The following is a 21,587-nucleotide window of genomic DNA, read 5'->3' as shown; positions in this document are numbered from 1 at the left end:
AATACATTGACAAATAGTAGGTTTTATGCTAAAAAATTTTCGTAAAACTTCCGAAAGCATCGTGATTCCCCTAGCGGCTATTCTAGTGGCTCTGCTGATCTTTGGCTTATTTTGTGGGTTAGCAGGGGCGAATCCTTTTGCTGTCTATGGCTCAATTTATAAAGCCGCTTTTGGGAATTGGAGTAGCTGGCAAAACACCCTACTCAGAGCTTCTCCCTTGATGCTCAGTGCCTTGTGTACAGCCCTTCCCGCTCGTTTAGGTTTAGTGATCATCGGCAATGAAGGCGCGATCGTTCTAGGCGGTTTAGCGGCGGTTTCTGCGGGACTGGCAATTTCTGCGGCACCTTCACTAATCGTACAAATTGCGATGGCGTTAGCGGGAATTATAGCAGGGGGTTTATGGATCGGTGCAGTCGGCGCACTCCGTCATTATCGCGCTGTCAATGAAACCATTAGTAGCTTATTAATGAATTATATTGCGATCGCTATTCTCAATCAACTGGTTAATGGGCCGATGCGTGATCCAAGTTCCCTTAATAAACCTTCTAGCTATCCCTTAGATCCCGCCGATATGTTATCAACTATCCCAGGGACTCGCATTCATTACGGCTTGATTTATGGTTTGGTAGCTTGTGCGATCGCTTATTTTCTCATCCAACGGACTACTTTTGGTTTTGCTGCAAGAACCGCAGGGGGAAATATTCGCGCCGCCCGTTTAGCAGGTATTCCCGTCGGTAAACTAACGATGGCGGTATGTTTCTTAGCGGGTTCCTGTGCAGGTTTAGCTGGAATGGTGGAAGTAGCTGCCATTCATGGTCGCGCTAATGAATCCCTCAATGCCAATTATGGTTATAGTGGGATTTTAGTCGCCTTTTTCGCTCGCCATAACCCGTTAGCAGCGATTCTCGTTTCGATTTTATTAGGGGGAATTTTAGCCAGTGGTGGAATCTTACAACGAGTTCATGAATTACCCGATGCAACGGTTCTGGTTTTTCAAGGAATTGTCTTTTTAGTGGTTTTGTATAGTGAATCACTGTACGGAAAATTCTCAATTTTTAAAGAACAGGCTGAGCGTTCAAGAAATACAATTACTGTCTAAGGAGGACTGACAATGGCAGCAGAAGCGATCGGATGGTGGGGTGTTCCATTAGGTATCTTAGCAGGAACTTTACGGGGAAGTGCGCCGTTTTTATTTGTCTCTTTAGGTGAATGTTTAACCGAGAAAAGCGGCAAAATTAATCTAGGACTGGAAGGAACTTTACTAGCAGGGGCGATGAGTGCCTATGCAATATCCTATCTTACGGGTTTACCTTGGTTAGGAGTCATCGTTGCAGGTCTTTCGGGCATGGTTTTAGGGGCAATTCATGGCTGGCTTTGTCAACAACCGAGAGTTAATGATGTTGCGGTTGGGATTGCAATGATTATCTTTGGTAGTGGGATTGCTTTTTTCTTGGGCAAACCGTTTATTCAACCCGTCGCACCTCCTTTACCCTCTTGGCAGTTTGGCAACTGGAGTAATTTTGCTGCGCTAAAGAGTGCTTTACAAGTCTGTCCTTTATTTGTCTTCGGAGTGATTCTTGCCCCTTTGATGCAATGGTTTTTCCGTTCAACTCGTTGGGGTTTATTAATTCGTGCAGTTGGAGATAGTCCAGATGCAGCTAAAGCGATGGGTTTATCAATCTTTAAAGTACGGATGCTTAGTATTATTGCGGGGAGCTTTCTAGCAGGGATTGGCGGAGCATACTTATCTTTATATTACCCTGGAAGCTGGACAGAACGGATTTCCAGTGGACAAGGCTTAATGGCCGTTGCTTTGGTGATTTTTGCCCGTTGGAATCCGATTCAATGTCTTTATGCCTCATTACTCTTTGGTGGGGCGCAAGCGATCGGGCCGACTTTACAAGCTGTTGGTGTAGACTCTTATTATTACCTATTCAATGCTTCACCCTACATTCTGACACTACTCATTATGATTATCACCTGTTCACCGAAACGCAGTTTAAGCGGTGTTCCTGGTGCCTTGGGGAGTGATAATTAAAAATATCTACAAAAACAAGCTTCATGTTAGCTTTTTAGGAGTTTGATAAAGATATTGGTCGTGTTGTTCTGCGCTATCTGTATGTAAGTTAATGAGTTCTTCAGGAGGAATACTTTCTGCAAATTGCTCGAAGTCATTTAAGAGATTTAGTAACGATTGATTTGTCTGAGGAGGGGACGGAGTAATCTGAGTGCGATCTGTTTTTGGAATACTATTCTGACTAGATTGTGCTTTCACAGACCGCAAAAGATTTAAAATTGCCTCAATCAGTTCCTAGAAGTGCTTGCTCGATTTCTCTAAGAAGTTGCTCTTTAGCTGTCATAACTGATTTCCTCAAGCTTCTACTCTTCAATTGTAAGTTATACTGCGATCGCTGATTTTCTCAAACAAGATCCCTAACATCTTTTTCTTGCATAAGATTATCTTGAACTGATGCGATATTACACGGTCAAAGTGCGATTTTTAAAAGGGACAAGAGCCTCATGCAGTACACTTGGCTTGGCATTTAGATAAACTTCACGATCATTACTTTGATTGTATCCAACAACTACCGCCCCGATGGTTGCACCGATTTCTGGATACATTTCTTGAATCATTTCTCCCTCGTCTAAAAAATCTGGAATTTTGATTAAACCTTTAATCTCAGACTCTCCAAGATCGATAAAAATCCCAAAAGGTGTATGATACTCAACCTTACCCAATACAAAATCACCTAATTTATATTGAGATTGAATGTAGTCTCTGTTTTTGATAGTTATGTCTTAAATACTCCCAAATTCCTAAAAGCCTCTAAAATAGCTTCGATAGCTAAGGCAACTTGAACAAACACCAGTACAGACCCAAGCACTTGAAGAACGAGCATTAAACCTGGCACTTTAATAATTTGGTCGATGAAGAACATGACTAAAAAATCTAGTAGCAGCATCACCAATAGTGCCTTAGCAATAACAAACCCCATTCCAGGATGACGGGGAGCGAGCATCACAAAAATAAGAATAGCAGCAACCCCTACGGGCGGAACGACAATTGGTGAGGCGACGGGTGAAATTGCCAATTGTAGCGCACTAGGCTGAGATTTAGGCGGATTAGTCGGCTGAATCTCAGGGAAGATGGCTTTTAATGCAGATAGCAATAAAACAATTCCGCCAGCAATCTCTAAACTCTCTAGAGAAATTTGATACTTCTTCAGAATTCCCTCTCCTAGCAGTGATACATAGAGACAAATAGCGAGCGCAATCAAGATTCCCTTAATCGCCACTTCACGTTTAAATTTGAGTGTCATCCCTTGAGTGAGTTTGCCAAAAGCTGAAATGATCTTGATTGGGCCAAGTGTCAAAAAGAAAATGGTAAATATGAATGATTCTTTGTACATATCTGTGTTTTTGAAGTCAAACCTTAAGCATAGAGATAGCCTTTGATAGATTGAGTGAAATCAAGTTCAACATAACCACTTTCGTGAATGATTAATGACACTACCCATTATTCCTGACTTGCTAATTCATTAACTTTTAGAGCAAGTTCCACATCCATGACACTGATTCCGCCTACATCGTGGGTTGTTAGGACTATGATGACCCGATTATAAACATTAAACCATTCAGGATGATGTCCCATTGACTCGGCGACCAGTGCCACACTAGACATAAAACCAAAAGCTTCGACAAAAGATTTAAACTCAAACTCTCGGTGAAGTTTTTCATCTTTGATCTTCCAACCCTTTAATTGGGTTAAAGCGTGATCAATCTCAGTAGGAGTTAACGGATTTGGCAAGGTCATAGTGTTTTGTTAGATTGGGTAATAGATTTTAGACGCTCTACCTCTTTTGAGTTTCGCAAGGGAATCGTCACAGTTCCATTCCTAGTCCACCCCCGTTCCACCTGTGATTAAAACTTGCTTATCTTTCATCTTCAGGTAATCGCCGCCTGTAGTTCAGGTCTACTGTACCAGCTATAGATTCCTTCGGTGACTGGATGAATGTTTAATTCTTGTCTGAGTTCATCTAGAGGACGTTCTAAGTGTTCTTCGAGCTTAATCGGAAATAAGGGTTTAGCAGCTTGTCCCATATCGATGCCTTGGTTGACGAGCCGAAAAACATAACCCAGGGTTTTCGCATTTTCGGTACTTTCAAGTTCTTTGTTATAGAGTTGCTCACTTTTGAAAAAGTTGATTAAAAATGAGACTAAAGCGATAAAGATAAAGGCAGGATAAGCCGTTTGGCCCGTTGTGACAGAGATTACTCCTAGTTCTCCTAGATTATCTAAGCTAAAGCCTGTCAGAATATGATGTAGATCGTGAGTCTTATAAACTCTAAAAGAAATGTACTCTGCGTCATTTTCAAAGTGATCGGGGGTTCGATAGAACTGTGGATCGTAGCCTAATGTACTAAGGACTTTAGCATAAGTCCAGCCTAGCGAACCTTTAGGCATCTTCAACATAGCCTCTAATTCATAGGGAGGGCCGACATATCGCTCCTTCAAGATTTCAGCCGAGGCGGGGTTAGACTTAATGGCTTGGATACATAACTGCATCGGACGACTGGAATGCAGCTTGTCACTCAAGTCAAAGACATTGTTAACGTCTTTATTCGCTCCTGCACCTAAATCGACTAGCTCTAAGAATTGCTTTAAGTTCTCTGGTGTAAGCAATTGATCAATATATCGGAAACTCATAGACTCAACCTTTTGTAAATTAGAAGATTCATTAAAGTGAATTAGACCAAGATAGTTGTTGCTAAAACAGAAGCCTGTTTTTCAAATTATCCAACTAAATTATATAAGCTTACATTGTTTTTAAGATCGAGTTAGGTTGCAAAAATTAAAATTTGTCTTGAAGAGTGATAGGATAATAAATATGTTATTTTTCTTTAGTATTTTTAAAATAAATTCATAAATAATAATAAATAATTATGTTAGAATAAATTGCTCTGTATGGGCTTGAGTAAAATAGTTTGATTGTAATTTTTTTAAGCGTTAGAAAAAAAATATTTCTATTTAATTCATAAGATCTGCGTTTTTGATACTAATTGCACAGTAAGCAATTGGTCATTAGCTTAAGCACTTTTCTATAAAATGTAACATTTAATACACAATACAAGCCCTAAATTTGTCAAGCTACGACTGATTTCTGATCTGGGCTAATCAATGACTGAAACTGTTGATCTTGCTGTAAATGGCGGTTTAATGCGGGGAATGGACGCTAATGAACGACTGATCGCTGTTAATGCTCAATTTGTTCGAGAAGACACTACAGAACCGATCTATAAATTGTTTACCATCGATGATCGCTATCCTGCTATGCTCAGAGTTGCTAAAGGGGGAAATGCGATCGCTCTTGAAATTTGGGCGATTCCTCTAGAGGGTTTCGCTGAGGTTTTAATCGGTGAACCCCCAGGATTATCGATTGGAAAAGTCCGTTTAGCAGATGGAACAGAAGTTTTAGGGGTACTCGGTGAAGCGATCATGTGTACCAAAGAACGAGAAATTACAAAACATGGCGGCTGGAAAAAATACTTAGCACACGTAGGAGTTTGATAAAATGGGCTGTTATATTGAAGCAAATCCTTATCCTTATCCCTATAACGGCGATTTACGACCCGAAAACACAGTATTAATCATTATCGATATGCAGACGGATTTCTGTGGGATTGGAGGATATGTCGCTCAAATGGGATATGATTTATCTTTGACTCGTGCGCCGATTGAACCGATTCAGAATCTTCTGGCTATTATGCGAGAAAAAGGTTTTCATATCATCCATACCCGCGAGGGACATCGTAGTGATTTAGCAGACTTACCCGAAAATAAAAGATGGCGTAGTCGGCAAATTGGCGCAGGAATTGGTGATCTTGGCCCCTGTGGTAAGATTCTAATACGTGGTGAGTCAGGATGGGAAATTATCCCCGAATTAGCCCCGATAGCGGGAGAAACGGTTATCGATAAACCGGGGAAAGGCTCATTTTATGCGACGGATCTTGATCTCATCCTTAAAGGAAAAGGGATTCAAAATATTTTGCTTGCAGGAATTACAACGGATGTCTGCGTTCACACCACAATGAGAGATGCTAATGATCGAGGTTATGAATGTTTGTTGCTTTCTGATTGTACTGGAGCAACAGACTACGGAAATCATTTAGCGGCTCTCAAGATGGTTACAATGCAAGGAGGGGTTTTTGGTGCGGTGGCTGACTCTCATGCGGTGATTAAAGCAATTTCTTAGATTATCCCACCTTTTCTTCGTTTACCAGTGTTACACCTACCCATTCTCCTTTCTCATTAAAACTTCTAATAATACGTTGTCGTCGTGTAGGAGAAAGTAACCAACCTATCTCTAAGACAAAACGATGACGCGGTTTAATCACTAATGGCGCGTTAATCGATGCACCATCAGGTAATAATACAATCTGTACTGGTAGTTCACTTTCTTCAAACAGTAATCGAGATCCATCGATCCTAGCACTAGAACAAATCGTAAATTCGCCATAGGTTAATTGTTGATGAAGACGCTCGCTCCCTTGTCGTTCTATACTAAGATGAGTAAGATATTGCTCAGGGGAACGCCAGTCTGGATAAATCGTAATCGCTTCTCCTTGCCAAGTTCCTAATAATTGTTCTACTGTAAGTAAAGGTCGTTCTGGCTCATTGGTATTCGCTAATTTTTCCCGAATTAGGGTAATCTTATTAAGTTGACTATCGTTATTGTATAAAATGACTATTCTTAACCGTCTTTGTTGTTCGATTAATCCAAATTCTGCCCCAAATTCTGAAAATGGCCCCCATTGCATTGAACCTTGAGAAAATGCCCCATTTTCAAAAAACAAAATACTACGACTCAAAGAACGATAATCTAATACTAAATCTTGTGGCGGTTTGTCTGGATAAAAACGACGAACAACTTGATGAACAAGTGTATTGTTTTCCAACCCTTCTAAAGAAACCATAGTCGCTGTATCTTCTATTAGTTCCCCAGACGGAGATAAGCGAGTAAATGAGCCTTGCCATTCACCAAGATTTTTAAGTAGACATTCCCATTGAGTAAGCATAACTTTACGATTATTAATGGATTACAAAGAAAAAAGTATGGGAACCATTAAATTGATGCACGCCAAACTCCATCAAGTTCGGGTAACGGAAGCCAATGTTAATTATATCGGGAGTATTACCATTGATCAGAATTTAATTGAGCAAGTGGGTATTCTTCCGCTTGAAGAAGTCGATATCGTTAACCTCAACAACGGGAAACGCTTTTCTACTTATGTTTTTCCTGGAAAACGAGGAAGCGGTGAAGTTTGTCCAAATGGGGGGGCGGCTTTACTGTGTGAGCCAGGTGATGTTTTAATTATTTATGCCTATGAAACCAAAGAACGGGCTGAAGTGCTGAAAAAAGGACATCAGGCTAAGGTTTTAGTCGCCGATGAAAACAATCATTGTCAGCAGTTTTTTGAGCAATCTTTAATTCCGAATAAAGATCATCAAGGAGTTGAATTTAATTCGGTCGAAACGGGTGCTAAAACTACACAATTCGGTAAATTCGAGCATTTTTATTCTTATTTCAGCTAATTTATGTTAAAAGTGGTTTTATTTGATTTTAATGGAGTGATTATTAATGATGAATCAATTCACCAAGAATTAATAGAAGATATTTTGCTTGGCGAAAACTTAACACCAAAAGCTTATGAGTTTCAGGAGTTGTGTTTAGGGAGAAGCGATCGCACTTGTCTTAGAGATATTTTAGCGCGTCGAAGTCGCATTGTTTCTGATGATTATCTAACTAAATTGATTCAAAAAAAATCGATTTCTTATTTAGAAAAGCTAGAAAAGCTAGAAAAGTTACCGATTTATTCTGGATTAGAAACCTGTTTAGAAAAGGTCAAAAATAAAGGTTTAAGAATCGGTTTAGTAACTGGTGCCTTACGCTCAGAAGTAGATTTTATTTTGCAACGTTCGGTACTGACTCGATATTTTGAAATTATTGTTACAGGTGAAGAAATTAATAATAGTAAACCGAATCCTGAAGGTTATTTACTTGCTGTAGAACGCTTCAACCGCTTAGATTTTAACCTTAGATTACAACCTACTGAATGTTTAGTGATTGAAGATAGTCCAGCAGGAATCGAAGCAGCTAAACGAGCTAAAATGCAGGTTGTAGGAATAGCAAATACTTATCCTTTTCATTTTATGCAACGTTTATCGAATTGGGCGATCGATTATCTAAAAGATTTAGAATTAGAGCGGATTGAAACCGTATTTAATCGAAGTTCTACTTAGCCCAACGGTTTTACCATTAATAATGATTGTGATTGAAAGCCAAAATTTTGATAGAGATTAATCGCAGGTTGATTATCCAAAAAAACTTGTAATCCTAATTGAAAATTGCCTTGAGATTTTGCCCACATCTCAGCTTGTTTGAGTAATACCGTAGCCAAGCCTTGACGACGATGTTCTGGACTAATATATACTAAAAAAATATGACCGTACTTTTGTCCAGTGACTTGATCAACTCCACTGCCCATCCATAAACAACCAATCGGCTTTTTTTTAAACTCAATCCACCATAAAGGGGTAGCATCCGAAAAATATTGCGCCACCGTATCCGCTAAATGAGAAAACTTTTTTTGTTCAGGAAAAAATTCTTGATAAGTTTTACACATAAAATCGATCAATAAGGTTTGATCAATATGAGAACCTTTACGTTGCTGATAGCCATCAGGAAGTGACATTTTAACCGCGATCATTAACCGTTATCGATTGATTTTCTGTAATTGGGGCAGGTTGCGATAAATCAGACGGTAAAAAACTACGTGCGCTAACGGCAACTAAGGCGAATAAAAAAATGAGGACGGTTATTAAAGGGGCGATATGTTGACGGAAAAAAGACATACCAAAATAGAGATATCGTAAATAGTCTTCTCTTAAGCTATCATATTTCGTTGATTTTAGGTTTAGACTACCTATAAAATTTGGTAGCTTAGAAAAAAATATTTCAAATGTCAACTATCAGAAGCTTTACATTATATAACTTTTTCGTTTGTTTCTAAATCTAGTTTATTTTTTATTCGCAAAGATAAAGTTTTTAATCGATTAGATAAGCCAATAATCTTATAATATAAATATAATAAGCTCTTTCTATAGATTAACTTGTTGATGGCTATTGAATTATTCAAATTAGCTTGACTTACTTTGTGATAAAGCTCATTATAATATTTTAGAATAAATTGATTGTCAATTGACTTACCTTGAGCAATAAATTGCTCTAAAGTTGCATTTGTTTCTCGAATATTAAAAAGCTCATAATCATTTAACTTTCCAGTTTTCCAAAAACCGTCATCACCAAGATGAAAAGTTAAATGCAAGTCTTTAAAAACTTTAAAAGATTTTGAAGTATAATAAAGATTAATTAATAAACAGGCTCCCACGGGAATTGCGCCAATAAAAGTATTAAATAAGGAGAAATTTTTATAACTATTTTTAGAAAAGATAAAACAGTCATATCCAGGATGATTTGTTCCAATTTCAGAATACATCAAATGAATTTCTTGAGGAGTTTTATAATTTTGACTAATTGTTCTACGATTAATCACCAAACTATCATAACCTTGGGCGATTAATTCTGCTACAACAACATAAAAATGCGGAACAACTGCAATATCTACATTGGTATAAACAAAATAATCTGCGTCTGAAGCTTGATTGAGTCTATCTAAAATATCTTTAATGAACGGTAATTTACGTTTAATTTTAAAATCGCCAAGGTCTAAGATAGAACGAGTTAAATCAGGTGTTTTAATCAAATATTCTGGAATAATCTCATGATCTTCAGAAAACTGGCTTGAATAAAGCTCAACTTTTACACCATGATTAGAGGCATATTCTTGCGCTACTTTTAGACTATCAAACGTAATCGGTTGAGCGATAAAAAGATCTGATGATTCACCTACAATGACTGGATTAATAATATGGGCTATTCTCATCATATTTTTCTCTTATATTTACTTCTTAACTCAAGACATAATTAATTATATTTAAATATTCTCTTAAAATCTTTTAATTCTGAAAAGTTATGAAAAGTAAATCTGTTCTAATAATAATCCCTGTCAACCTATCAAATAATAACTATAATGTCAAGCTCAAGTTAAAAAACTCATAAATTCTGTTACTATTCCCAGATTTAACCTATTTAATACACTTATAGCTGCTTTAGCAGTTAGTTCATTCTTGCTCACTCATTTTTCAAATATTATTAGCTTAGGCTTGATGCTACGGTACAGCACATCAACGATACAATAAAGTACTATGGTTAATTATTGTCGTCACTTTTAATTATTGTACGCATGAAATCTTATCTTGCTGCCGCCATACAAATGTGTAGCAAGCCTGACTTAGATAAAAATCTAGTTGAGGCTGAAGAATTAATTGAACTCGCTGTACGTCGCGGGGCTGAATTGATTGGCTTACCCGAAAATTTTGCGTTTATGGGTGCTGAAGCAGATAAGCTGAATCAATCGGCTGATATTGCCCTAAAAGCCGAAAAATTTATTAAAACAATGGCGCAACGCTTTCAGGTGACTTTATTGGGCGGTGGTTTTCCCGTTCCAGTACAAGACGAACCCCAAAAAGCTTATAATACTGCTGTATTAGTTGCCCCCAGTGGTCAAGAAATCGCCCGTTATCGCAAAGTCCATTTATTTGATGTCAATGTACCCGACGGCAATACCTATCAAGAATCGAGTACTGTTATGGCTGGAAAAGATTTACCGCCTTTGTATGTGTCAGATACCTATGGCAAGATAGGATTATCAATTTGTTATGATGTGCGTTTTCCAGAATTGTATCGCCACCTTTCAGATCAAGGCGCGGATATCTTGTTTGTTCCTGCTGCTTTTACCGCTTATACAGGAAAAGATCATTGGAAGGTGTTATTACAAGCTAGAGCGATCGAAAATACTTGTTATATTATTGCACCCGCCCAAACGGGAAACAATTACGAAAGACGTTATACTCACGGTCATGCCATGATTATCGACCCTTGGGGAGTTATTTTAGCCGATGCAGGGGAAGAAACAGGCGTTGCGATCGCAGAAATTAACGCCTCTCGTTTAGAACAAGTTCGCCGACAAATGCCTTCTTTACAACATCGTGTTTTTGGTTAAAAACTTATAGAGACGCGGTGTGATCACGTCTCTACTCTCTCTACAACAAACGATAAATCAAAGGATAACGATAAACCTTATCAGGATCATTAAACACCGATAACAGGGCAAAAATCGGGAAAATAATCGTAACAAGACCTAAACCTGCTAAGAAAGCCCAACCAATCAAAACACCTGTCAAAATACCGAAAATAAAGCCCCAAAAGGCAATGTTGATATGAAAGTTCAAAGCTTCTTTGGCATGGTCTTTAGCAATTACATCATCCGTGACTAAATAAACCACCAACGGAACCGCCCAAGAAACTAAGGTCGCACTCAGTAAAATCGAACCATGACTGATTGCTGCTAAAAGTTTCCGTTTCGTTAAAGTTTCTTCCATAGTAATCTAGCCTAAATCCTTACTTAAAATTGTCGCAGAAATCTCAAATCACTGTTGTAACAACGGCGAATATCATCAATTTGGTGGAGTACCATGGCAAACCGTTCTACGCCAAAACCTGCCGCAAAACCAGTGTACACTTCTGGATCATATCCTACTGCTTTCATCACATTAGGATCGACCATGCCACATCCCATGACTTCTAACCATTTTCCTTTCCAAAGGACATCAACCTCGGCTGAGGGTTCTGTAAAGGGAAAATAACTAGCCCGAAATTTAACGGGTAATTCTGCGCCGAACATTTGACGCAAAAATTCTTTAAGTGTTCCTTTAAGATCGGTAAACGTCAAGTTTTGGTCAATTGCGAGTAATTCCACTTGATGAAACACTGCTGAATGTGTTGCATCTACTGTATCACGACGATAAACACGGCCTGGTGCTACGATCCGAATGGGTGGGGTGTGGGTTTCCATATAGCGAATTTGCACAGGTGAGGTATGAGTCCTCAACAGTCTGCCATCGCTAAGGAAAAATGTATCTTGCATATCCCGCGCCGGATGGTCAGCAGGAATATTTAAAGCTTCAAAGTTATAATAATCTGTCTCGACTTGTGGCCCTGTAGCGATTGCATATCCTAAACCGACGAAAATGTCAAGCATTTTATCGACGGTGCTATTCAGAGGATGTAAGCGACCTAAAGGACGACTGACCCCAGGAAGCGTGACATCTAGGGTTTCTGAAGCTAATTTGGCTTGAATTTGGGCGGTTTGGAGAACTTGATACTGTTGGTCGAGTTGAGTTTGTAAGGCTTCTTTAACTTCATTGGCACTCGAACCGATGCGCGGGCGATCTTCTGCACTTAGCTGACCCATTCCCCGTAAAATTAAGGAAAGTTTGCCTTTTTTTCCCAAATAATTCACCCGTAGCTGTTCTAAGATGTCTAATGAGGCAGTTTGTGCGATCGCAGCCTTAGCCTCTTGTTGTAAAGTTTGCAGTTCTGTTTCAATCTGGCTCAGGGAAATGGTCATGTAATAAGAGTTACGATCATGTGAATAGCTACTCTATCTAGTTTACAAAAAAAGCGGAAGTTAACCCAAATCAAAAAAAGTTCTGTTGCAAAAGCCCAAAATAAGTTTTAATACTTATCCTGATCAATTGCTAGATTTGGAAAGTAAATGCCTTATTTATCTCCTAATGCAACCGTACCAGAAGCCAAAGTAACCAAATATCTCCTAAAGAAACTACCAAAAGACGATAAATCAGGTTTTTTAGCACAAGCAGGATATACCCTAGAAAACTGGCAACAGTTAAAACAAGATTTAAAAAAATTACTGGTTAACGAAGCCACTTTAGACAAAGTAACATCTTTCGGTAATATTTATGAAATCAAAGGAGTTTTAGTAGGATTGAATGGAGTTAGGCTAAGAGTAGCAAGTTATTGGATTGTAGATTCACTAAGTAATGAAACACGATTTATCACTTGATTACCTGATTAAAGAAAGATAAGATGAAATTTGAAATGTTTTCCGAAGTTAGATTAAAAACTGCATTACCTGAATATAAAATAGCTCAGGGAACCAGTGCAATTATTGTAGATTATTGTCCCAGGCCAGAAGGACAAGAAGACGGTTATATTTTAGAAGTTTTAGATCATCAGGGTAAAGGATTTACAGTGATTGCTGTTCCTGCATCTCAAATTGAACCTGCTATTATTTCATTAGAAGCCTAAATCTCAAAAATGCCAAGAACAGTAACTTACAGTCCTTCTTATACTTTAGTTCCGACTTATGAATGTTTTAATCGTTGTACTTACTGTAATTTTCGGGTTGATGTCGGTCAAGAAGCGGGGTTATCTTTAACACAAGCACAAGAAATCTTAAACTCACTTCAATCACAGAACGTTTTAGAAATTTTAGTTTTAAGCGGTGAAGTTCATCCCCATTCACCCCAGAGAAACGCTTGGTTTCAAAGAATTTATGATTTGTGTGAATTAATTTTAGCGATGGGATTTTTACCCCATACCAACGCAGGGCCACTCAGTTACAGCGAAATGGCACAATTAAAACAAGTAAATGTATCGATGGGTTTGATGCTAGAACAAATTACCCCGAAATTACTGACAACCGTTCATCGTCATGCACCTTCAAAAGTCCCAGAAGTGCGATTACAACAGTTAGAATGGGCAGGTCAGTTAAAAATTCCTTTCACTACAGGTTTACTTTTAGGAATTGGTGAAACTCAATCCGATTGGTGGGATACTCTAGAAGCAATTACTGATACTCATTCCCGTTGGGGACATATCCAAGAAGTTATTCTACAGCCCCATTGTGTCGGAAGTCAGCAAAGTTTGACTGAATCTGAATTTAATCTTAATCAATTTCCTGATCTTGTTGCTAAAGCCAGAGAAATCTTACCAGAAAGTATTGCGATTCAAATTCCACCGAATTTAATTTCCTCTCCAGATATTTTACTCTTATGTTTAGAAGCAGGGGCAACTGATTTAGGGGGAATTAATCCCAAAGACGAAGTTAACCCCGACTATCCCCATTTACCCCATCAAACCCTGATTAAACTTCTAGAGTCTGCGGGATGGCAATTAGTCCCCCGTCTTCCCGTCTATCCTCAGTATCATGATTGGCTATCTATCTCGCTATCTAAAATTCTTCCAATTAGCTAGAGTTGAGAAATAATCTATCTAATAACGGTCATGATACAGTCTTGTTATTGGAAAATTGAGCAACTTCCTGGTTTAAGTCAACAACAAGAAGACAACCTAAAATCTTGTGGAGTTACTACAACACAACAATTACTTTTCTTAACCCATAATCCACAATTAAAACAATCTCTCGCTAGTCAATTACAAATTCATCCTCAATATCTGAATAAATGGATTGCTTTAGCCGATTTAGCCCGTATTCCCAGTGTTGGCTCTCAATACTGTGGGTTATTATTACATTCGGGAATTGCTTCTGTACTGCAACTGAGTCAAACCCCCGTTTATCGTATTCATCGTCAGATACTACGCTTACAGGTAGCTAACTTACAAAGAAAAGATTTATGTCCTTCGGTTGATTTAGTACAAAAGTGGGTACAAGAAGCCAAAATATTGTTATAAAAAAAGACGCTATATTGCGCCTTAAATAAATAACATATTAAAGTCAACTTTATTCTTTGATAGTCGGGGCTAACTTAACGTTTGTTACTAAACCAAGCATTTGTAAAGAACGAATGATCATCCAAGTTACATCGATTTCCCACCACTGTAATCCATGACGGGCGGAATATTGATAAGCATGATGGTTATTATGCCAGCCTTCACCAAAAGAAAGTAATGCCACCCACCAACAGTTACGAGAATTATCATCTGATTGATGACTCACGTAACCAAATTTGTGTGTCGCGCTGTTGACAAACCAAGTGACATGGAAAACAACCACTAAGCGAACAAAAATCCCCCAAATCACAAAAGGCCATCCTCCAATAGCAAAGAGTAATAAACCTAAAGCAACTTGAATCAGTACAAAATATTTTTGACAGAATAAATAAAAAGGATCGTTGGCGATATCCTGGGTGTAGCGAGGAATATCATCATTAGCGGGAAGGTGATACATCATCCAACCGAAATGACTCCACCAGAAACCTTCATTAGAATCATGTGGGTCATTTTCAGTATCTGAATGTTTATGATGAATACGATGTAAACCAATCCAATCTAGTGGGCCACCTTGACAGGCTAGACTTCCACAAAGTATAAAAAAGTATTCTAACCATTTTGGTGCTTGAAAACTACGGTGAGCGCCCATACGGTGAAATCCGATTGTAATTCCAAGACACGCAGTAACCCAATAAAAGAAAAACATTACTCCAACAGCTTTCCAGCTAAAAAAAGCAGGCAAGAAAGCCAGTAAGGCCACTGAGTGGACAAACGCCATGTAAGAAATAATGTTCCAGTCTAAAGGGTAATTTTTTGATTTAGCAACAGTCATGTAGCAACCTGAATAGGAACTAAGTTTGATAAGGTTGTGTAAGCAACACAACACAATTTACAATTTTTAGATAAGGTAAATAATTACTCATTAGATTAAACATTAGCATCATTTAGATTCAGAATGTTTTCATCTAAAGGATCGGTTTCCCCTACCAAAACGAACCCCATAAAAAAGGTCGTTTTAAATCACTCGAAAGTTGGATTTAAAGAAAAAAAGTTAAATTAGATTGATCAATGATTAGTTCAAACCTACTAGAAGCAGCAGAAACAACACTATTACCGATTTTTTCCGATATTGACGCTAAGGTCAAGCAAAATCTTAAAAAAATTCTTCAAGCTTATCAAAATCATCGCATCGGTGTCCATCATTTTTCGAGTGTTAGTGGTTATGGTCATGATGATTTAGGACGCGAAACTTTAGATCAAGTATTCGCCGAAATTATGGGAGCCGAATCTGCAGCCGTTCGGGTACAATTTGTTTCAGGAACTCATGCGATCGCTTGCGCTTTATATGGCGTTTTGCGTCCAGGTGATGAGATGTTAGCCGTAGCGGGTGCGCCCTATGATACCCTCGAAGAAGTGATCGGAATTAGAGGCACAGGACTTGGTTCACTCGCAGACTTTGGAATTAGTTACCGTCAACTCGAACTAACTCCCCAAGGTACGATTGATTGGACAGCCTTACAAACCGCCATTAAACCCCATACCCGTTTAGCTTTAATCCAGCGTTCCTGCGGCTATTCGTGGCGACAAAGTTTATCAATTGATGAAATCGAAAAAATTGTTTATTTGATTAAACAGCAAAACCCCGATACGGTTTGTTTTGTCGATAATTGTTACGGTGAATTTATCGAAACTAGAGAACCTACAGCCGTTGGGGTTGATTTGATGGCAGGATCACTCATTAAAAATCCAGGCGGTACGATCGTTACTGCGGGGGGATATGTCGCAGGAAAAGCGGAACTGGTTGAAGCTGCTGCTTGTCGTTTAACCTCCCCTGGAATTGGACGAGAGGGGGGAGCAACCTTTGATCAAAACCGTCTTTTATTCCAAGGGTTATTTCTCGCGCCGCAAATGGTGGGAGAAGCAATTAAAGGGAGTCATTTAATCGCTTATGTCTTTGAGCAATTAGGATATCCTGTAAATCCCCTTCCGTTAGCCCCGCGACGCGATGTCATTCAAGGGATTCAACTCGGTTCACCCGATAAGCTGATTGCCTTCTGTAAAGCGATTCAACGCCATTCACCCATCGGGTCTTATCTCGACCCCGTACCCGCAGCCATGCCAGGCTATGAGAGTGATTTAGTGATGGCTGGAGGGACATTTATCGATGGTAGTACCTCCGAATTCTCCGCCGATGGCCCCCTTCGAGAACCCTACATTGTTTTTTGTCAGGGCGGTACTCATTGGACACATATCGCGATCGCACTTGAAGCCGTCCTTCAAGATTTGGATTTATCTATAGCTCAGTAGCTCAATTATATTGTTGGGAAATTTAACTAATACAATTGTTCACTTTTTCATTAACTTGACAATTTAAGAGAAGTTAATTCCATAATTCGATCAAACTCAAACTGATTAACTAGATCGGTTAATACCTCTGCCAAATTTAGCTCAGATTCTGGAATTTGCTTAATCAACTCATTGATCACTTCAGCATCTAAGCAATAAGCAGCTTGATGGACTTGGGTTAACCATTCAAGAGACATTAACGCTAAGGCTTCTGAAATCAGACTAGGGTCTGGAAACCTTTTTAAAGGTAGTGATACTGTTTCATAGAGATACTGCACTCCCAAATGTTGAGCCATTTTCACAAAAATCAGAGTTGTGTCAAATGGCTTGGCAATAAAATCATCACATCCTGCATCTAGAATGTTCTCGCGTTCAGAGGAGAAAACACTAGCCGTCAGCGCAATAATCACAGTTGATGGTTGATTAGATTGAGCTTTAATCTGTTTAGTGGCTTCTAAACCATCCATGACAGGCATTCGCAAATCCATCCAAATCAGATGAGGTGACCAACTTTCCCATACCGCGATCGCTTCAACACCATTGATTGCTTCTTTGACCTCAAAACCGATAGAAGTTAGTAGCTCAACCAATAAACGGCGATTTTCCCAAATATCTTCAACGATTAGAATACGATAGGTCGGTTGATCTGGAGCTAGTCTAATTACCCGTTGATTTGAGTGTAACAGTGCTAAAGAAGAACCTGAAATCACAGTATTGACAGGAATTTTAAAAGAAAAAACACTGCCTTGACCTAAAGTGCTATGAACCTCAATGTTCCCTCCCATGAGTTGTATTAAGCTTTGGGAGATGGCTAAACCTAAACCTGACCCTTGATTTAACCTTTTTCCTGCATCCGCTTGTACGAAAACTTTAAATAAATGCTCGATCTCTTGAGGCGCAATTCCTACTCCTGTATCTTCAACTTCTAAGCCTAAACTACCTGAAGTTGCATCGGTTTCCTCATATTTGGCTCGTAAAATGACATGACCTTGATGTGTAAATTTAATCGAATTATCGAGTAGGTTAATTAAAACTTGACGTATTTTTTTTTCATCAAGCTGTATAATTTTAGGTAGATTATAAGAACATTCTAAAAAAAGATTTAGTCCTTTAGATTGAGCTTTAAATTGATAAGTTTGCTCAAGTGTTAGGAGAAAAGATTCTAAACCACAAGTAATTTTATTTAATTCGATTTGACCACTTTCAATTTTGGCTAAATTTAAAATATCGTCAATTAAGGCTAGCAAATGTTCACCACTGTGATCAACAATTGCTAAACGTTCTCGGAAAGAATCTTCTAGGGAATGCTCACGACTCATCAATTGAGTAAAACCTAAAATGGCGTTAAGAGGGGTACGAAGTTCATGACTCATATTCGCAAGAAAAACCGTTTTAGCTTGGTTAGCAGCTTCGGCTTTTTCTTTTGCTAGTTGAAGTTCCAACTGGGCTTGTTTACGATGACTAATATCTTCAACAATATAGGAACATCTTAAAGGGCGATTAATTAAGGTAGTGGGGATCGCACAAACTGTAACCGATAGCCACTTTTGAACATTGGGGGACTCATGTAAATACTCAAATCTAACAGGGGTTTGAGTGCGGTGTGCTTCTCGATAATAACTAAGCCAAAAATCGATATGAGTGCGTGTTACTCCTAAGACACTCGCAAATTGATTTTGCAGATCAGCTTGAGTTTTTCCAAAAAATTGAGCCGTTGCCACATTGTCTGAAATATGTTTGATATCATGGTCATACAATTCTACAACACCCATCATCATCGAATTGCTATCAAAAAAGCTGCGTAGCTTTGCTTCACTCTGGCGTAATGCTTCTTCTGATGCTTTTCTTGCAGTAATATCGCTACCAATGCCGAGAAACCCTGTAATATTGCCTTCTTCGTCGTGCAAAGCTGTAACTGACAAGTGTACTGGAAAATAGCTGCCATCTTTGCGGATGTAAGTCCATTCATTCTCATCTATTTCCCCTAAACAAGCTTTGGTCACAAAAACATCAAATCCTGGCTCAATTAAAAATCCCATTTGAGCCGATAAGACTTGCGATCGCCGTATGATTTCATTGCGATCATGTATGATGACAGGTGTAGTTTTTCCGATTACTTCATCAGCTTGATATCCTAACCATCTTTCAGCTGTTGAATTAAAGATGAGAATCGTCCCCTCGACAGTGGTAGAAATAATAGAGTAGTTAGCACCATCCAGAATTGCCTGTTGCAGCGTCAGGTTTTTTTGTAGCGTTTTCTCCAATTGTTTACGCTCACTAATATCGCGGACAATGCCAATAAAACCAATCAGGGTATCCGTTCTATCTTTTACTACAGCACTAACCGTTTCAGTAAACAAAATTTGACCATTTTTGTGTTGGTAGGAAATTTCATAAGGTTGCCATTGTTCTTGAGCGTTGCGATTATAGCGGTTTTTTCCTTGTTGAAGATAATCCTCTGGCTGAGAATAGAGAAATTCAGTAGTTTTTCCTAAAACTTCTTCAGAACTATAGCCAAACAATCGAGTAAAAGCGGGATTAACTTGACGAATACAACGATTCTCATCAGCGAAAACAATTGTATCGGGAATCGCTCGAAAAATAGCAGCCATTTCGGCCGTCTTCTTGGCTAGTTCCCGTTCATACTGTTTACGGGCGGTAATATTTTGAATTTGAGAGATAAAATACTGTGGTTGTCCTTCCTGGTTGCGAACCAGAGAAACGCTAAGAATCACCCAGATAATCTCACCTTTTTTTGAAAAATAGCGTTTTTCCATTTGATAAAAACGAATCTCATCGTTCAGAAGTTGGTGAACAAATCTTAAATCCGTTTCTAAGTCATCGGGATGAGTAATGGCTTGAAAATTAATTGCTAACAACTCAGATACAGAATAGCCGAGCATTTCACATAAGGATTGGTTCACTTTAAGCCAACCGCCGTCAAGAGCGACTAAAGCCATACCGATCGCTGCGTAATCAAAAGCACTGCGAAAGCATTCTTCACTGGTTCGTAAAGCTTCCTCCATTTGTCGGCGAACGGTCGTATCAGTATGAGAACCGACCATGCGTATTGCGTTTCCGTCATCATTCCAAAGTGCTTGTCCGCGATCTAATATCCATTTGTAGCTACCATCTTTACAGCGCACACGATGTTCTGAGCGATAAAAGGGTGTTTTTTTGGCTAAGTGGTCTTGAACCGCTTGTACTACCCAGTCTCGGTCTTCGGGATGTAATAAATCGAGCCGATTTTGTGCGAAATTCCCATGTTCATGATCGCTATAGCCTAGCATTTCTTTACACTGGGAAGAATAAAAGATTTCATTGGTCTGTACATTCCAATCCCAAATTCCATCTTGATTGCCTTGTAAGGAAAGTTGCCACCGTTCTTCACTGGCTCGTAAAGCTTTTTCGATTTGTTGCCGTTCTGATAATTGTTGTTTGAGTTGAGTATTGATTTGAATTAAAGCCTCTGTCCGTTCGGCAACCTGGCTTTCTAAAGTTTCATTGAGTTTTTTAAGTGCTTCTTCGGTGTGTTTGCGATGGGTGGTATCTCTAACGACCCCAAGCATTTGTACCGCCTGTCCTGCTTGATTATATTGAAATTTTCCCATTGAGGTGAGCCAGTGCAGGCTGCCATCGTGATGAATGGAGCGATAGTCCATTTCCCAGCTACTATGACTCAGCATCGCCATTTTCAGCGATCGTTTTAGAGGAGCTAGGTCATCTGGATGAACAAAGCGAGTAAAAGCCTTATAAGTCCCTAAAAAATCCCCAGACTGTAAGCCAAATAAAGCCTCGCATTGCGATGACCAAATGATTTCGTCTGTTATGACGTTCCATTCCCAGATCCCTAAATGAGCAGCTTCTAGAGCTAACTGTAGCTTTTGTTCACTTGCTACAAGAGCATTAATCGAATTTTGATAATAGTGATCAATCTGATTTAATAAACGCGCACTCCACCACAGCAGACAAGCACATACAATTGTACTTAGTATTGAATGAACGGCATAAGCAAAATTAATGTCGTATTTTCCAAGATGATAACCTTTAAGCACAAACCAATTAAGGCAGACTGGAAAAACAAAAAGCCAAAACCAAAGCCGACGAGCCATTAGCCCACCAATAGAAAAACAACTGATCTCTCGCATGAGTGCTTGTTCTGGTCGTAGGCATAAAATTCCTTGATACAGCACTAGAAAAGTAATTGCTGTGGATAGAGCTTGACCAGTTGTATAGGTTATCCATTGAGCAAGAACATGAGCTTCAAAAAAATAACCAAAGAATACCATCAACGAAATGCTTGCCGCTACACTACTTAAAATCTGCGCCAGCCAATTTCCCTGATGAGTATTACGAGAGAGTGCTAATAAAGCCAAACCCATCAGCAAGAAATTGAGTGCTGTATTAATGCCCATTCTGCCAGGATAGGAATTCGGCAATAAAGCGGTGGTGTCGCGAAAAAATAATTGATCAATCCCTAAATCCCAACCAAAACAATATTGACTGATACCAAGTTGCGAATTGT

The 21,587-nt window shown here is 38.9% G+C and carries 25 protein-coding genes; 12 read left to right on the top strand and 13 right to left on the bottom strand.

The genetic code is table 11. The features are described from left to right. Positions 1-25 precede the first annotated feature (25 nt). Complete coding sequence (locus CFPU101_RS02610; protein WP_206813787.1) at positions 26-1,099, top strand: ABC transporter permease; 1,074 nt, start codon at positions 26-28, stop codon at positions 1,097-1,099. 12 nt (positions 1,100-1,111) lie between these two features. Continuing rightward, a complete protein-coding gene (locus CFPU101_RS02605) occupies positions 1,112-2,038 on the top strand; it encodes an ABC transporter permease (protein WP_206813786.1) in 927 nt (308 codons plus the stop codon). 21 nt (positions 2,039-2,059) lie between these two features. Here the strand turns inward: CFPU101_RS02605 and CFPU101_RS02600 are convergent, their stop codons facing one another. The 5 genes from CFPU101_RS02600 to CFPU101_RS02580 all read right to left on the bottom strand — a co-directional run bounded on the left by CFPU101_RS02600 (position 2,060) and on the right by CFPU101_RS02580 (position 4,707). Continuing rightward, positions 2,060-2,275: a hypothetical protein gene (locus tag CFPU101_RS02600; protein ID WP_206813785.1), complete on the bottom strand. Its 216-nt coding sequence runs from the start codon at positions 2,273-2,275 to the stop codon at positions 2,060-2,062. A gap of 203 nt (positions 2,276-2,478) precedes the next feature. After that, a complete protein-coding gene (locus tag CFPU101_RS02595; RefSeq protein WP_206813784.1) occupies positions 2,479-2,739 on the bottom strand; it encodes a hypothetical protein in 261 nt (86 codons plus the stop codon). Between the two features lie 53 nt (positions 2,740-2,792). After that, positions 2,793-3,410 carry a MarC family protein gene (locus CFPU101_RS02590; RefSeq protein ID WP_206813783.1) on the bottom strand — a complete coding sequence of 206 codons (618 nt, stop codon included), beginning with the start codon at positions 3,408-3,410 and terminating at the stop codon, positions 2,793-2,795. A gap of 107 nt (positions 3,411-3,517) precedes the next feature. Then, the gene (locus CFPU101_RS02585) at positions 3,518-3,814 is read right to left on the bottom strand and encodes a 4a-hydroxytetrahydrobiopterin dehydratase (protein ID WP_206813782.1); all 297 of its coding nucleotides are present in this window, start codon (positions 3,812-3,814) and stop codon (positions 3,518-3,520) included. Positions 3,815-3,945: 131 nt separating this feature from the next. Beyond that, positions 3,946-4,707: a Coq4 family protein gene (locus tag CFPU101_RS02580; protein ID WP_206813781.1), complete on the bottom strand. Its 762-nt coding sequence runs from the start codon at positions 4,705-4,707 to the stop codon at positions 3,946-3,948. 471 nt (positions 4,708-5,178) lie between these two features. On the opposite strand from CFPU101_RS02580, the gene CFPU101_RS02575 reads away from it, so the two are divergent. Together CFPU101_RS02575 and CFPU101_RS02570 are read left to right on the top strand one after the other, a co-directional pair. Then, a complete protein-coding gene (locus CFPU101_RS02575) occupies positions 5,179-5,568 on the top strand; it encodes a glutamyl-tRNA amidotransferase (protein WP_206813780.1) in 390 nt (129 codons plus the stop codon). Positions 5,569-5,572: 4 nt separating this feature from the next. Beyond that, positions 5,573-6,253 carry a cysteine hydrolase family protein gene (locus tag CFPU101_RS02570; protein WP_206813779.1) on the top strand — a complete coding sequence of 227 codons (681 nt, stop codon included), beginning with the start codon at positions 5,573-5,575 and terminating at the stop codon, positions 6,251-6,253. 1 nt (position 6,254) lies between these two features. Here the strand turns inward: CFPU101_RS02570 and CFPU101_RS02565 are convergent, their stop codons facing one another. Beyond that, the gene (locus CFPU101_RS02565; RefSeq protein ID WP_206813778.1) at positions 6,255-7,076 is read right to left on the bottom strand and encodes a DUF3598 family protein; all 822 of its coding nucleotides are present in this window, start codon (positions 7,074-7,076) and stop codon (positions 6,255-6,257) included. A 37-nt stretch (positions 7,077-7,113) separates the two neighbouring features. Between CFPU101_RS02565 and panD the strand changes: the two genes are divergently transcribed. After that, on the top strand, positions 7,114-7,593 hold the full coding sequence (gene panD, locus CFPU101_RS02560) for an aspartate 1-decarboxylase (protein WP_206814118.1): 480 nt from the start codon (positions 7,114-7,116) through the stop codon (positions 7,591-7,593). A 3-nt stretch (positions 7,594-7,596) separates the two neighbouring features. Further along, positions 7,597-8,301 carry an HAD family phosphatase gene (locus CFPU101_RS02555; RefSeq protein WP_206813777.1) on the top strand — a complete coding sequence of 235 codons (705 nt, stop codon included), beginning with the start codon at positions 7,597-7,599 and terminating at the stop codon, positions 8,299-8,301. Here the strand turns inward: CFPU101_RS02555 and CFPU101_RS02550 are convergent. The 3 genes from CFPU101_RS02550 to CFPU101_RS02540 form a co-directional block, all read right to left on the bottom strand. Then, positions 8,298-8,768, bottom strand: a complete 471-nt coding sequence (locus CFPU101_RS02550; RefSeq protein WP_206813776.1) for a GNAT family N-acetyltransferase — start codon at positions 8,766-8,768, stop codon at positions 8,298-8,300. The two genes, CFPU101_RS02555 and CFPU101_RS02550, sit on opposite strands and share 4 nt — an antisense overlap. After that, entirely contained in the window at positions 8,755-8,913 is a 159-nt protein-coding gene (locus CFPU101_RS02545) for a hypothetical protein (protein ID WP_206813775.1), read from the bottom strand. Before CFPU101_RS02545 ends, CFPU101_RS02550 begins: the two co-directional genes overlap by 14 nt. Positions 8,914-9,044: 131 nt before the next feature. Continuing rightward, complete coding sequence (locus tag CFPU101_RS02540) at positions 9,045-10,007, bottom strand: hypothetical protein (protein ID WP_206813774.1); 963 nt, start codon at positions 10,005-10,007, stop codon at positions 9,045-9,047. Positions 10,008-10,364: 357 nt separating this feature from the next. Between CFPU101_RS02540 and CFPU101_RS02535 the strand changes: the two genes are divergently transcribed. Next, positions 10,365-11,183 (top strand): carbon-nitrogen hydrolase family protein, encoded by an 819-nt coding sequence (locus CFPU101_RS02535; RefSeq protein WP_206813773.1) that lies wholly within the window; start codon positions 10,365-10,367, stop codon positions 11,181-11,183. 40 nt (positions 11,184-11,223) lie between these two features. Here CFPU101_RS02535 and CFPU101_RS02530 read toward each other — a convergent pair whose 3' ends face one another. After that, entirely contained in the window at positions 11,224-11,562 is a 339-nt protein-coding gene (locus CFPU101_RS02530; RefSeq protein WP_206813772.1) for a DUF4870 domain-containing protein, read from the bottom strand. A 23-nt stretch (positions 11,563-11,585) separates the two neighbouring features. Then, the gene (gene pheS, locus CFPU101_RS02525; RefSeq protein ID WP_206813771.1) at positions 11,586-12,590 is read right to left on the bottom strand and encodes a phenylalanine--tRNA ligase subunit alpha; all 1,005 of its coding nucleotides are present in this window, start codon (positions 12,588-12,590) and stop codon (positions 11,586-11,588) included. A 147-nt stretch (positions 12,591-12,737) separates the two neighbouring features. Here pheS and CFPU101_RS02520 point away from each other — a divergent pair, with 147 nt between their 5' ends. From CFPU101_RS02520 to CFPU101_RS02505, 4 genes are read left to right on the top strand one after another with little or no spacing between them, the layout of a single operon-like run. Then, complete coding sequence (locus CFPU101_RS02520) at positions 12,738-13,046, top strand: DUF6883 domain-containing protein (protein WP_206813770.1); 309 nt, start codon at positions 12,738-12,740, stop codon at positions 13,044-13,046. A 23-nt stretch (positions 13,047-13,069) separates the two neighbouring features. Continuing rightward, the gene (locus CFPU101_RS02515; protein ID WP_206813769.1) at positions 13,070-13,291 is read left to right on the top strand and encodes a DUF4926 domain-containing protein; all 222 of its coding nucleotides are present in this window, start codon (positions 13,070-13,072) and stop codon (positions 13,289-13,291) included. A gap of 9 nt (positions 13,292-13,300) precedes the next feature. Further along, positions 13,301-14,239 (top strand): 7,8-didemethyl-8-hydroxy-5-deazariboflavin synthase subunit CofG, encoded by a 939-nt coding sequence (cofG, locus tag CFPU101_RS02510; protein ID WP_206813768.1) that lies wholly within the window; start codon positions 13,301-13,303, stop codon positions 14,237-14,239. A gap of 30 nt (positions 14,240-14,269) precedes the next feature. After that, positions 14,270-14,677, top strand: coding sequence for a DUF4332 domain-containing protein (locus tag CFPU101_RS02505; RefSeq protein WP_206813767.1), 408 nt, complete (start codon positions 14,270-14,272; stop codon positions 14,675-14,677). A 49-nt stretch (positions 14,678-14,726) separates the two neighbouring features. On the opposite strand, the gene CFPU101_RS02500 is transcribed toward CFPU101_RS02505, so the two are convergent. Beyond that, positions 14,727-15,548 carry an acyl-CoA desaturase gene (locus CFPU101_RS02500; protein ID WP_206813766.1) on the bottom strand — a complete coding sequence of 274 codons (822 nt, stop codon included), beginning with the start codon at positions 15,546-15,548 and terminating at the stop codon, positions 14,727-14,729. Between the two features lie 236 nt (positions 15,549-15,784). On the opposite strand from CFPU101_RS02500, the gene CFPU101_RS02495 reads away from it, so the two are divergent. Further along, positions 15,785-17,023, top strand: coding sequence for a methionine gamma-lyase family protein (locus CFPU101_RS02495; protein WP_206813765.1), 1,239 nt, complete (start codon positions 15,785-15,787; stop codon positions 17,021-17,023). 50 nt (positions 17,024-17,073) lie between these two features. Here the strand turns inward: CFPU101_RS02495 and CFPU101_RS02490 are convergent. Next, a partial coding sequence (locus CFPU101_RS02490; RefSeq protein WP_206813764.1) for a PAS domain S-box protein occupies positions 17,074-21,587 on the bottom strand: 4,514 nt, incomplete at its 5' end.

The organism is Chroococcus sp. FPU101, assembly GCF_017312365.1.
In the GTDB taxonomy this organism is placed as follows: Bacteria; Cyanobacteriota; Cyanobacteriia; order Cyanobacteriales; family Microcystaceae; genus Chroococcus.
This window is presented reverse-complemented; position numbering and strand designations above follow the sequence as displayed.

Coding starts and splice junctions, on each gene's coding strand:
- CFPU101_RS02590 (WP_206813783.1), bottom strand. CDS start 3,410: ATGTACAAAGAATCATTCATATTTACCATTTTCTTTTTGACACTTGGC.
- CFPU101_RS02515 (WP_206813769.1), top strand. CDS start 13,070: ATGAAATTTGAAATGTTTTCCGAAGTTAGATTAAAAACTGCATTACCT.
- cofG (WP_206813768.1), top strand. CDS start 13,301: ATGCCAAGAACAGTAACTTACAGTCCTTCTTATACTTTAGTTCCGACT.
- CFPU101_RS02505 (WP_206813767.1), top strand. CDS start 14,270: ATGATACAGTCTTGTTATTGGAAAATTGAGCAACTTCCTGGTTTAAGT.
- panD (WP_206814118.1), top strand. CDS start 7,114: ATGGGAACCATTAAATTGATGCACGCCAAACTCCATCAAGTTCGGGTA.
- CFPU101_RS02580 (WP_206813781.1), bottom strand. CDS start 4,707: ATGAGTTTCCGATATATTGATCAATTGCTTACACCAGAGAACTTAAAG.
- CFPU101_RS02610 (WP_206813787.1), top strand. CDS start 26: ATGCTAAAAAATTTTCGTAAAACTTCCGAAAGCATCGTGATTCCCCTA.
- CFPU101_RS02520 (WP_206813770.1), top strand. CDS start 12,738: ATGCCTTATTTATCTCCTAATGCAACCGTACCAGAAGCCAAAGTAACC.
- pheS (WP_206813771.1), bottom strand. CDS start 12,590: ATGACCATTTCCCTGAGCCAGATTGAAACAGAACTGCAAACTTTACAA.
- CFPU101_RS02605 (WP_206813786.1), top strand. CDS start 1,112: ATGGCAGCAGAAGCGATCGGATGGTGGGGTGTTCCATTAGGTATCTTA.
- CFPU101_RS02500 (WP_206813766.1), bottom strand. CDS start 15,548: ATGACTGTTGCTAAATCAAAAAATTACCCTTTAGACTGGAACATTATT.
- CFPU101_RS02530 (WP_206813772.1), bottom strand. CDS start 11,562: ATGGAAGAAACTTTAACGAAACGGAAACTTTTAGCAGCAATCAGTCAT.
- CFPU101_RS02555 (WP_206813777.1), top strand. CDS start 7,597: ATGTTAAAAGTGGTTTTATTTGATTTTAATGGAGTGATTATTAATGAT.
- CFPU101_RS02570 (WP_206813779.1), top strand. CDS start 5,573: ATGGGCTGTTATATTGAAGCAAATCCTTATCCTTATCCCTATAACGGC.
- CFPU101_RS02575 (WP_206813780.1), top strand. CDS start 5,179: ATGACTGAAACTGTTGATCTTGCTGTAAATGGCGGTTTAATGCGGGGA.
- CFPU101_RS02550 (WP_206813776.1), bottom strand. CDS start 8,768: ATGATCGCGGTTAAAATGTCACTTCCTGATGGCTATCAGCAACGTAAA.
- CFPU101_RS02545 (WP_206813775.1), bottom strand. CDS start 8,913: ATGTCTTTTTTCCGTCAACATATCGCCCCTTTAATAACCGTCCTCATT.
- CFPU101_RS02540 (WP_206813774.1), bottom strand. CDS start 10,007: ATGATGAGAATAGCCCATATTATTAATCCAGTCATTGTAGGTGAATCA.
- CFPU101_RS02585 (WP_206813782.1), bottom strand. CDS start 3,814: ATGACCTTGCCAAATCCGTTAACTCCTACTGAGATTGATCACGCTTTA.
- CFPU101_RS02535 (WP_206813773.1), top strand. CDS start 10,365: ATGAAATCTTATCTTGCTGCCGCCATACAAATGTGTAGCAAGCCTGAC.
- CFPU101_RS02565 (WP_206813778.1), bottom strand. CDS start 7,076: ATGCTTACTCAATGGGAATGTCTACTTAAAAATCTTGGTGAATGGCAA.
- CFPU101_RS02495 (WP_206813765.1), top strand. CDS start 15,785: ATGATTAGTTCAAACCTACTAGAAGCAGCAGAAACAACACTATTACCG.